A 9,201-nucleotide genomic window follows, 5' to 3' on the forward strand; every position below is an offset into this window, starting at 1 on the left:
GAGACAAAAGACCCGGCGCTACCGTCTCGGCGGCTGTGCTGGCCGCTCAAACGCCCCCTTGAGAGGAAAACATGCTGAACATTGATACGCTGGTGACCAGCTACCCGGATTGGCGCGTCAGCTTCAGCGCCACCCTGCCCAAGGGGGAGATCACCGCGCTGATCGGTCCGAGCGGGGCAGGCAAGTCGACCCTGCTCGGCATGATCGCCGGTTTCGTACCAGTAGAATCCGGCACCCTCAGCTTCGATGGTGAAGATCTGCTGCCGCTGGGCCCGGCCGCACGGCCGGTCACCACCCTGTTTCAGGATCACAACCTGTTCCTGCACCTGTCGGTATTCGACAATATCGCCATTGGTCTGCACCCCGGCCTGCGCCTGAACGCTGCCCAGCGGGCTCAGGTGAAGGATGCCGCTAACCGGGTCGGCCTCGGCGAGATGCTCACGCGCCTGCCGGAGCAGCTCTCCGGTGGCCAGCTGCAACGGGTGGGGTTGGCCCGCGCCCTGGTACGCGGCAAGCCGCTGCTGCTGCTGGATGAGCCCTTCTCGGCGCTCGATCCGGCCCTGCGCCGGGAGATGCTGGCAGAGGTGGCCAGGCTCGCCTGCGAGCAAGGCATTACCGTACTGATGGTCTCTCACAACCCGGAAGATGCCCAGCTCATCGCCGATCAGGTGTTGTTCGTGGACGAGGGACGCATCGCCCTGCAAGGCAAACCCGACATACTGCAAAACAGCGATCACCCCGGACTGCTGCGCTACCTTGGCCGCGCTCTAGCGCCATAGTGAATGGCTAACAAGCTGATGGTCTCCCACTATCAGGCCGGAGGATGCCCTGCTGATTTCGCCGACCAGGTATTGTTCGTCGACGAGGGGCGCATCGCCCTGCAAGGTAAACCAGACATTCTGCAAAACAGCGATCACCCCGGGCTGCTGCGCTACCTTGGCCGCACAAAGGAGCTGTGACCGGCGACGGGATCAAAAAAGGGGAAGCCGGTCGGCTTCCCCTTTTCATATGAGGATGGATAGTCAGATCAGAGGTTTTCCTCGGCGAAGGAGGCGAGCTTGCTGCGCACCACCCCGTTCAGGAAAATGTTGGCACTGCCATCGAAGTCTTTGAAACGCTCGACTATGTAGGTCAGACCCGAGGTCACCGGGCTCAGGTAGTTGGAGTCGATCTGGGCCAGGTTGCCAGAGCAGACGATCTTGGTGCCCTCGCCGCAGCGGGTGATGATGGTCTTGATCTGGGATGCGGTCAGGTTTTGGCACTCGTCCAGCAACACGAAGGTGTTCTGGATGCTGCGCCCGCGCATGAAGTTGACCGATTTGAACTGGATGTTGGCCTTCTCCATGATGTAGCTGAGGGACCCGCTCATGTTCTCGTCCTGCTTGTGCAGCACCTCCAGGGTGTCGGTGACCGCAGCCAGCCAGGGCATCATCTTCTCTTCTTCGGTGCCGGGCAGGAAGCCGATGCTCTCGGCAATTTCCGGGGTATTACGGGTTACGATGACCTTCTCGTAGATCCCCTTCTCGATCACCAGCTCCAGGGCGGCGGCCATGGCCAGCAGTGTCTTGCCGCAGCCCGCCGGGCCGGTCAGGATCACCAGATCGATGTGCGGGTCGAGCAGCGCATCGAGCGCCATCCCCTGATAGACGTTCTTCGGATGGACACCCCACGCCTTGCGGGACATCAACCGCTCGCGCCCCAGATCCTTGATGCGGATCTTCTGGTTGTCGTGGCTGAGCACCCGGGCGGCGAAGAAGTTCTCTTCATCGATCAGGTACTGGTTGACGTGAACCCCCTCCAGCAGCTTGGCATCGATGACGTGGACGGTATCGCGGCCATGGGTCTCGCTGTCGCACTCGCCGACCCGCTCCCAGAAGCTGCCTGGCACCGTCTGGAAGCCCTTGGCGAGCAGCCGGATGTCGTCGATCAACTGGTCGCTGCGATAATCCTCGACGTGGGCAAGCCCGGCCCCCTTGGCCTTGAGCCGCATGTTGATGTCTTTGGTGACCAGCACCACCTGCCGCTTCAGCTCATGCTTTTGCAGGTAGAGGGCCGCGTTGATGATGCGGTTGTCGGCCTCCTTGTCGGTGAACACCTCGGCATCCTGGGGCAGATGGTGGTCACTGAAGATGGAGATGTGGCCGCTCGCCTCGCCGGCCAGCGCCACCCCCTGCACTATCTGCTCGGGTGTCGCGTCGCGGAACACGTCCTCCAGCGCCCGGATGGCGATGCGCGCATCACGGCTGACATCCTTGTGGCGATCCTTGATGTTGTCTAGCTCTTCCAGCACCGTCATGGGGATGAGCACGTCGTGCTCTTTGAAGGAGTAGATGGCGAGGGGTTCGTGAAGCAGAACGTTGGTATCCAGGATAAACAGCTTTCGGTCCGTATTGTCCATAAGCATCCTCCTTGGCACTGAAGGTGCCACGTGTGTGAATCTCAGATGTCATTGAAACCACACGGCCGTGACAGTTTTATTACCTCCAACGCTACGCCCGATTTTACCATCACGCAACAAATCACTTGGGCACCCCGCGTGTTTGCGCAGAAAAACAGCAGCTGGCCTTTACTGGCCCTCAAGGGTTCAACTGCACTTGGAGTCGCCGCAGTTAAGGCAGGTCATGCAGCCATCTTTCTGCACCAGCGCCTTGCTGTGGCACTTGTAGCAGAGCGCCGCACCGGGGGGAAAACCACTCCCAGCCTGCTGCTCGTCGGCTTCTTGCGCGGCTTGGATCTCCGCCTGCTTGCCGGCCAGAAACGCCTGCTGGTGCTCATCCAGCCCGGCCCCCTTGAGCATGCCGATCTCGGTGAGGTGGGTCTCGATCACGTTGCCAATTTCGGCGATAAGGGACGGTACGTACTTGCCCTTGTTCCAGTAGCCGCCCTTGGGATCGAACACGGAGCGCAACTCCTCCACCAGAAAGGTGACATCACCCCCCTTGCGAAACACCGCCGAGATGATGCGGGTCAGCGCCACTATCCACTGGTAGTGTTCCAGGCTCTTGGAGTTGATGAAGATCTCGAATGGCCGGCGGGTCTCGTGCACCGTCCCCTCATTGAGCACTATGTCGTTGATGGTGATGAACAGCGAATGTTCGGAGACATGCTCCGGCGTCTTCAGCTTGTAGGTGGTGCCCATCAGCCGCTCCGGCCGCAGCACTGTCTCGTGCATCTGTACCACGGCATCCTGCTGGGCCGGCTCTGCTTGCGGCTCGTCCCGGGTTTTCACCTGGTAGGCGACGATTTTCCCGTCGATCTTCTTGACCATGAACTCGTCCTCAAAATTTGCCGTAATAGCCTTCTTTCAAGGCGTCGTAGAGGTTGGCGGCGGTATGCAGCTCGCCATCGTATTCGATCTCCTCATTCCCTTTCGCCGTGACGACCGAGCCATCCTCCAGGGTGAACTCGTACAGAGTTTTCTCCAGATCCTGCTCCTTCACCAACACGCCCTGGAAGGCTGCCGGGTTGAAACGGAAGGTGGTGCAACCCTTGAGTCCCGAATCCGAGGCGTAGAGGTAGATGTCCTTGAACTGTTCAAACGGAAAGTCGGTCGGCACGTTGGCGGTCTTGGAGATGGATGAATCGATCCAGCGCTGAGCTGCCGCCTGAATGTCCACATGCTGCGCCGGCGTGATGTCGTCGGCGGTGATGAAGTAGTCCGGCAGCCGGGTCGCCTCATCCTCGGCATAGGGCATGGCCGCCGGATTCACCAGCTCGCGGTAGGCAAGCAACTCGTAGGAGTAGACATCCACGCTCTGCTTGCTCTTCTTGCCCGGCTTGATGACGTTGCGGCTGTAGTGGTGGGCAAAGCTCGGTTCGATACCGTTGCTGGCGTTGTTGGCCAGCGACAGGGAGATGGTTCCGGTCGGAGCTATGCTGCTGTGGTGGGTGAAACGCCCCCCCACTTCGGCCAGCTCGGCAACCAGGGCGGGATCCACCTCGGCCACCTGCTGCATGTAGCGACTGTAGCGCGCGTGCAGCACCTTGCCCTTTACCTTGTCGCCCGGCTTGATGCCGTCTGCCGCCATCTCGGGGCGCAGTCGCAGCAGCTTGCCGGTCACCTCGAACTCCTGCTCCATGATGGGCGCCGGGCCCTTCTCCTTCGCCAAGGCCAGGGACTCGCGCCAGCCGGTCATGGCCAACTCCTGGGATACCAGTTCGGTAAAAGCGACTGCGGCAGCAGAGCCATATTTTATCCGCAGCATGGTGAGGGCCGAGCCGAGGCCAAGGAAGCCCATGCCATGCCGGCGTTTGCTGATGATCTCCTCGCGCTGCTTGGCCAGCGGCAGCTGGTTGATCTCCACCACGTTATCCAGCATGCGGGTGAAAATGGCTACCACTTTGCGAAATGCGGGCCAGTCAAAGGCGGCCTGTTCGGTGAAAGGATCGCGCACGAAGCGGGTCAGGTTGACGGATCCCAGCAGGCAGGCCCCATAGGGAGGCAGCGGTTGCTCGCCACAGGGGTTGGTGGCCCGGATCTCCTCGCAGAACCAGTTGTTGTTCATCTCGTTGACCTTGTCGATCAGGATAAAACCGGGCTCCGCATAGTCGTAAGTGGAAGTCATGATGACGTTCCACAGCCTGCGGGCCGGCAGGGTCTTGTAGACCTTGCAGGCGACCTGCCCCAAGGCGTTGACGACAACCCCCTCCTTGTTGGGCCAGTCGGCCCAGACCACCTGAGCGGGATCATCCAGCGCAATGCCGTCCTGCCCCACCTCCCTGGCGGTGTAGGGGAAGATCAGTTGCCAGGGGACATCCTCCTTCACCGCCTTGACGAACTCTTCAGTGATGAGCAGGGAGAGGTTGAACTGGCGCAGGCGGCCATCCTCCCGCTTGGCCTGAATAAACTCGATCACATCGGGGTGACGGATATCCATGGTGCCCATCTGGGCGCCACGACGCCCTCCCGCCGACGAGATGGTGAAACACATCTTGTCGTAGATATCCATGAAGGAGAGCGGGCCAGAAGTATGGGCCCCGGCGCCGGAGACGAAAGCCCCGCGCGGGCGCAGGGTCGAGAAGTCATAGCCGATGCCGCAGCCGGCCTTCAGGGTCAGCCCCGCCTCGTGCACCTTGCCGAGGATATCGTCCATCGAATCCTCGATGGTGCCGGACACGGTGCAGTTGATGGTGGAGGTAGCAGGCTTGTGCTCGAATGCGCCGGCATTGGAAATGATGCGACCAGCAGGAATGGCACCGTTGCGCAGGGCCCACAGGAAGGGCTCATACCAGGCATCAGAGTCATGCTCCTGCGCGGCGAGAGCACGGGCAACCCGCTGGTAAGTGTCATCGATGGCACCATCGATGGGAGTGCCGTCCTTGCTCTTGAGCCGGTACTTGCTGTCCCAGATCTCGAGGGATGTCTCCTGCAGAGGAATATGACGAGAGCCGCTCTCACTCTCTCGCACCGGATGTGATTTAGCCATGTTCAATCAACCTCCTGGATATGCCGCGACCTCATGACAGTAACAGCCATTACTACATATGGACAACGCTAAATATAAAACCACAATATATAGTAATCATTTGCGCTTTCTGGTCATGCCTGCCACAAGCAAATGCCCCGGCCAGCAGGATACTGGTCCGGGGCATTACATCGCGTCATTGCTCGGGAAGCTCACTTCCCGTCGCAGATCAGGGCTTCTTGACGTATACGGTCGGGGTGTCACCAGCCATATTCAGATAGAACTCATAGACACCATCCACATCCGGTGAGAACTTCATGTCCTCATACTTGGAGCAGGGATTGACCGGTACGGCTTCGCCACCCAGCACGGCAACGCCATCGCTTGGGCTCTTGTAGCCGAAGTTGGTGCCACAGCTCCAGCCGGAGTCGGCAAACTTGAACTTGTAAGGAGCCCACTCTTTCTTGAGCGTTCCCTTGGCCATATAGAGCTTGTCGGCCACCTTGATCACCTTGCTCGCGTCGGTTGCCATCCAGTCGTTCATCTCCCCGCGCAGGTAGATGGACTTGCCACCGAAATCGCTGTTGTCCGCCGCCTGCTCTGCACCGCCATTGGATGCGCAACCGCCTAATACCAGGGTTCCCGCCGCCAGCATCATCGTTACTGTTCTTTTGAACATGTGTCCATTCCTCAGATTATTGTGATTCCTTGGCCCATCGAACGTGGGCTGACGAATTAAAGCAGAGCGGACATCGCAAGAAAGGTAGAGGCATCACATTCCGTGCTTTTTCTGCTCAACAATTGAATTGATGGACAAATATCAGCCCCGTAATGGGCAAACCGCACAAGAAGCAATGTGAGTAAGGTGGTTGCAGATCGAACAGCTGAACTGCACTTAGGGGAGAAATCGCTGAATTTCAGACAATAAAAAAGCCCGCTCAAATGAGCGGGCTTCTTCAATTGGGTGCCTGGCAGTGTCCTACTCTCGCATGGCGAATGCCACACTACCATCGGCGCTACAGCGTTTCACTTCTGAGTTCGGCATGGGGTCAGGTGGTTCCACTGCGCTATTGCCGCCAGGCAAAATCTTCAATCTGAAAAAGCTGATTTAGTTATTCGTTCTCGGTATCTGCTACAAGTCTTCGAACACTTCTTGGGTGTTGTATGGTTAAGCCTCACGGGTAATTAGTATGGGTTAGCTCAACACGTCGCCGCGCTTACACACCCCACCTATCAACGTTGTGGTCTCCAACGGCCCTTTAGGACCCTCAAGGGGTCAGGGATGACTCATCTCAGGGCTCGCTTCCCGCTTAGATGCTTTCAGCGGTTATCGATTCCGAACTTAGCTACCGGGCAGTGCCACTGGCGTGACAACCCGAACACCAGAGGTTCGTTCACTCCGGTCCTCTCGTACTAGGAGCAACTCCCTTCAATCATCCAACGCCCACGGCAGATAGGGACCGAACTGTCTCACGACGTTCTGAACCCAGCTCGCGTACCACTTTAAATGGCGAACAGCCATACCCTTGGGACCGACTTCAGCCCCAGGATGTGATGAGCCGACATCGAGGTGCCAAACACCGCCGTCGATATGAACTCTTGGGCGGTATCAGCCTGTTATCCCCGGAGTACCTTTTATCCGTTGAGCGATGGCCCTTCCATTCAGAACCACCGGATCACTATGACCTACTTTCGTACCTGCTCGACCTGTCCGTCTCGCAGTTAAGCTGGCTTATGCCATTGCACTAACCTCCTGATGTCCGACCAGGATTAGCCAACCTTCGTGCTCCTCCGTTACTCTTTGGGAGGAGACCGCCCCAGTCAAACTACCCACCAGGCACTGTCCGCGAGCCCGATTCAGGGCCCTGCGTTAGAACATCAAACATACAAGGGTGGTATTTCAAGGACGGCTCCAGCGCAACTGGCGTCATGCCTTCAAAGCCTCCCACCTATCCTACACATGTAGGTTCAATGTTCAGTGCCAAGCTGTAGTAAAGGTTCACGGGGTCTTTCCGTCTAGCCGCGGGTACACCGCATCTTCACGGCGAATTCGATTTCACTGAGTCTCGGGTGGAGACAGCATGGCCATGGTTACACCATTCGTGCAGGTCGGAACTTACCCGACAAGGAATTTCGCTACCTTAGGACCGTTATAGTTACGGCCGCCGTTTACCGGGGCTTCGATCAAGAGCTTCGCTTGCGCTAACCCCATCAATTAACCTTCCGGCACCGGGCAGGTGTCACACCCTATACGTCCACTTTCGTGTTTGCAGAGTGCTGTGTTTTTGATAAACAGTCCCAGCCATCTGGTCACTGCGACTCCCGTCAGCTCCATCCGCAAGGGACTTCACCAACAAGAGCGTACCTTCTCCCGAAGTTACGGTACTATTTTGCCTAGTTCCTTCACCCGAGTTCTCTCAAGCGCCTTGGTATTCTCTACCCGACCACCTGTGTCGGTTTGGGGTACGATGACTTGTAATCTGAAGCTTAGAGGCTTTTCCTGGAAGCAGGGCATCAATGGCTTCCGCACCGTGGTGCGTTCGTCTCGTGTCTCAGTGTTGTGTCTCCGGATTTGCCTAGAAACACCACCTACGCACTTTCACCAGGACAACCGTCGCCTGGCCCACCTAGCCTTCTCCGTCCCCCCATCGCAATTACAAGTCGTGCAGGAATATTAACCTGCTTCCCATCGATTACGCCTTTCGGCCTCACCTTAGGGGTCGACTCACCCTGCCCCGATTAACGTTGGACAGGAACCCTTGGTCTTCCGGCGAGGAGGCTTTTCACCCCCTTTATCGTTACTTACGTCAGCATTCGCACTTCTGATATCTCCAGCATGCCTCTCGACACACCTTCGCAGACTTACAGAACGCTCCCCTACCACTCACGCTTAGCGTGAATCCGCGGCTTCGGTGCCTGGTTTGAGCCCCGTTACATCTTCCGCGCAGGCCGACTCGACTAGTGAGCTATTACGCTTTCTTTAAATGATGGCTGCTTCTAAGCCAACATCCTAGCTGTCTGAGCCTTCCCACATCGTTTCCCACTTAACCAGAACTTTGGGACCTTAGCCGGCGGTCTGGGTTGTTTCCCTCTTCACGACGGACGTTAGCACCCGCCGTGTGTCTCCCGGATATTACTTACTGGTATTCGGAGTTTGCATGGGGTTGGTAAGTCGGGATGACCCCCTAGCCCAAACAGTGCTCTACCCCCAGTAGTATTCGTCCGAGGCGCTACCTAAATAGCTTTCGGGGAGAACCAGCTATCTCCGAGTTTGATTGGCCTTTCACCCCCAGCCACAGGTCATCCCCTAACTTTGCAACGTTAGTGGGTTCGGTCCTCCAGTTGATGTTACTCAACCTTCAACCTGCCCATGGCTAGATCACCCGGTTTCGGGTCTACACCTTGCAACTAGACGCCCAGTTAAGACTCGGTTTCCCTACGGCTCCCCTATACGGTTAACCTCGCTACAAAATGTAAGTCGCTGACCCATTATACAAAAGGTACGCAGTCACCCCGAAGGGCTCCCACTGCTTGTACGTACACGGTTTCAGGTTCTATTTCACTCCCCTCACAGGGGTTCTTTTCGCCTTTCCCTCACGGTACTGGTTCACTATCGGTCAGTCAGGAGTATTTAGCCTTGGAGGATGGTCCCCCCATATTCAGACAGGATGTCACGTGTCACGCCCTACTCGATTTCACATCAAGGTTGTTTTCGTGTACGGGGCTATCACCCTGTATCGCCGGCCTTTCCAGGACCGTTCCACTAACTTCCAAGATGCTTAAGGGCTAATCCCCG

5 protein-coding genes, 2 rRNA genes and 1 pseudogene (1 of these 8 only partly in view) are annotated in these 9,201 nt (G+C 57.6%); 2 read left to right on the forward strand and 6 right to left on the reverse strand.

The window, feature by feature from the left end; all coding sequences use genetic code 11:
* Nucleotides 1–71: 71 nt before the first annotated feature.
* Both thiQ and CK627_RS22875 read left to right on the forward strand, forming a co-directional pair.
* On the forward strand, nt 72–779 hold the full coding sequence (thiQ, locus tag CK627_RS21840; RefSeq protein ID WP_095593375.1) for a thiamine ABC transporter ATP-binding protein: 708 nt from the start codon (nt 72–74) through the stop codon (nt 777–779).
* A gap of 37 nt (nt 780–816) precedes the next feature.
* Nucleotides 817–959 (forward strand): annotated as a pseudogene (locus tag CK627_RS22875) (thiamine ABC transporter ATP-binding protein); the annotation flags it as partial.
* 68 nt (nt 960–1,027) lie between these two features.
* On the opposite strand, the gene CK627_RS21845 reads toward CK627_RS22875, so the two are convergent.
* The 6 genes from CK627_RS21845 to CK627_RS21870 all read right to left on the reverse strand — a co-directional run.
* Nucleotides 1,028–2,398, reverse strand: a complete 1,371-nt coding sequence (locus CK627_RS21845; protein ID WP_017763817.1) for a PhoH family protein — start codon at nt 2,396–2,398, stop codon at nt 1,028–1,030.
* A gap of 186 nt (nt 2,399–2,584) precedes the next feature.
* On the reverse strand, nt 2,585–3,268 hold the full coding sequence (locus tag CK627_RS21850; RefSeq protein ID WP_095593376.1) for a TSCPD domain-containing protein: 684 nt from the start codon (nt 3,266–3,268) through the stop codon (nt 2,585–2,587).
* Nucleotides 3,269–3,278: 10 nt separating this feature from the next.
* Nucleotides 3,279–5,426, reverse strand: a complete 2,148-nt coding sequence (locus tag CK627_RS21855) for an adenosylcobalamin-dependent ribonucleoside-diphosphate reductase (RefSeq protein ID WP_095593555.1) — start codon at nt 5,424–5,426, stop codon at nt 3,279–3,281.
* A 208-nt stretch (nt 5,427–5,634) separates the two neighbouring features.
* Nucleotides 5,635–6,084, reverse strand: coding sequence for an early set domain-containing protein (locus CK627_RS21860; RefSeq protein WP_095593377.1), 450 nt, complete (start codon nt 6,082–6,084; stop codon nt 5,635–5,637).
* A gap of 287 nt (nt 6,085–6,371) precedes the next feature.
* Nucleotides 6,372–6,486: ribosomal RNA gene (gene rrf / locus CK627_RS21865) — 5S ribosomal RNA — on the reverse strand.
* Between the two features lie 83 nt (nt 6,487–6,569).
* Nucleotides 6,570–9,201, reverse strand: a 23S ribosomal RNA gene (locus CK627_RS21870) (it continues 257 nt past the right edge of the window).

The organism is Aeromonas dhakensis (assembly GCF_002285935.1).
Lineage (GTDB): Bacteria > Pseudomonadota > Gammaproteobacteria > Enterobacterales > Aeromonadaceae > Aeromonas > Aeromonas dhakensis.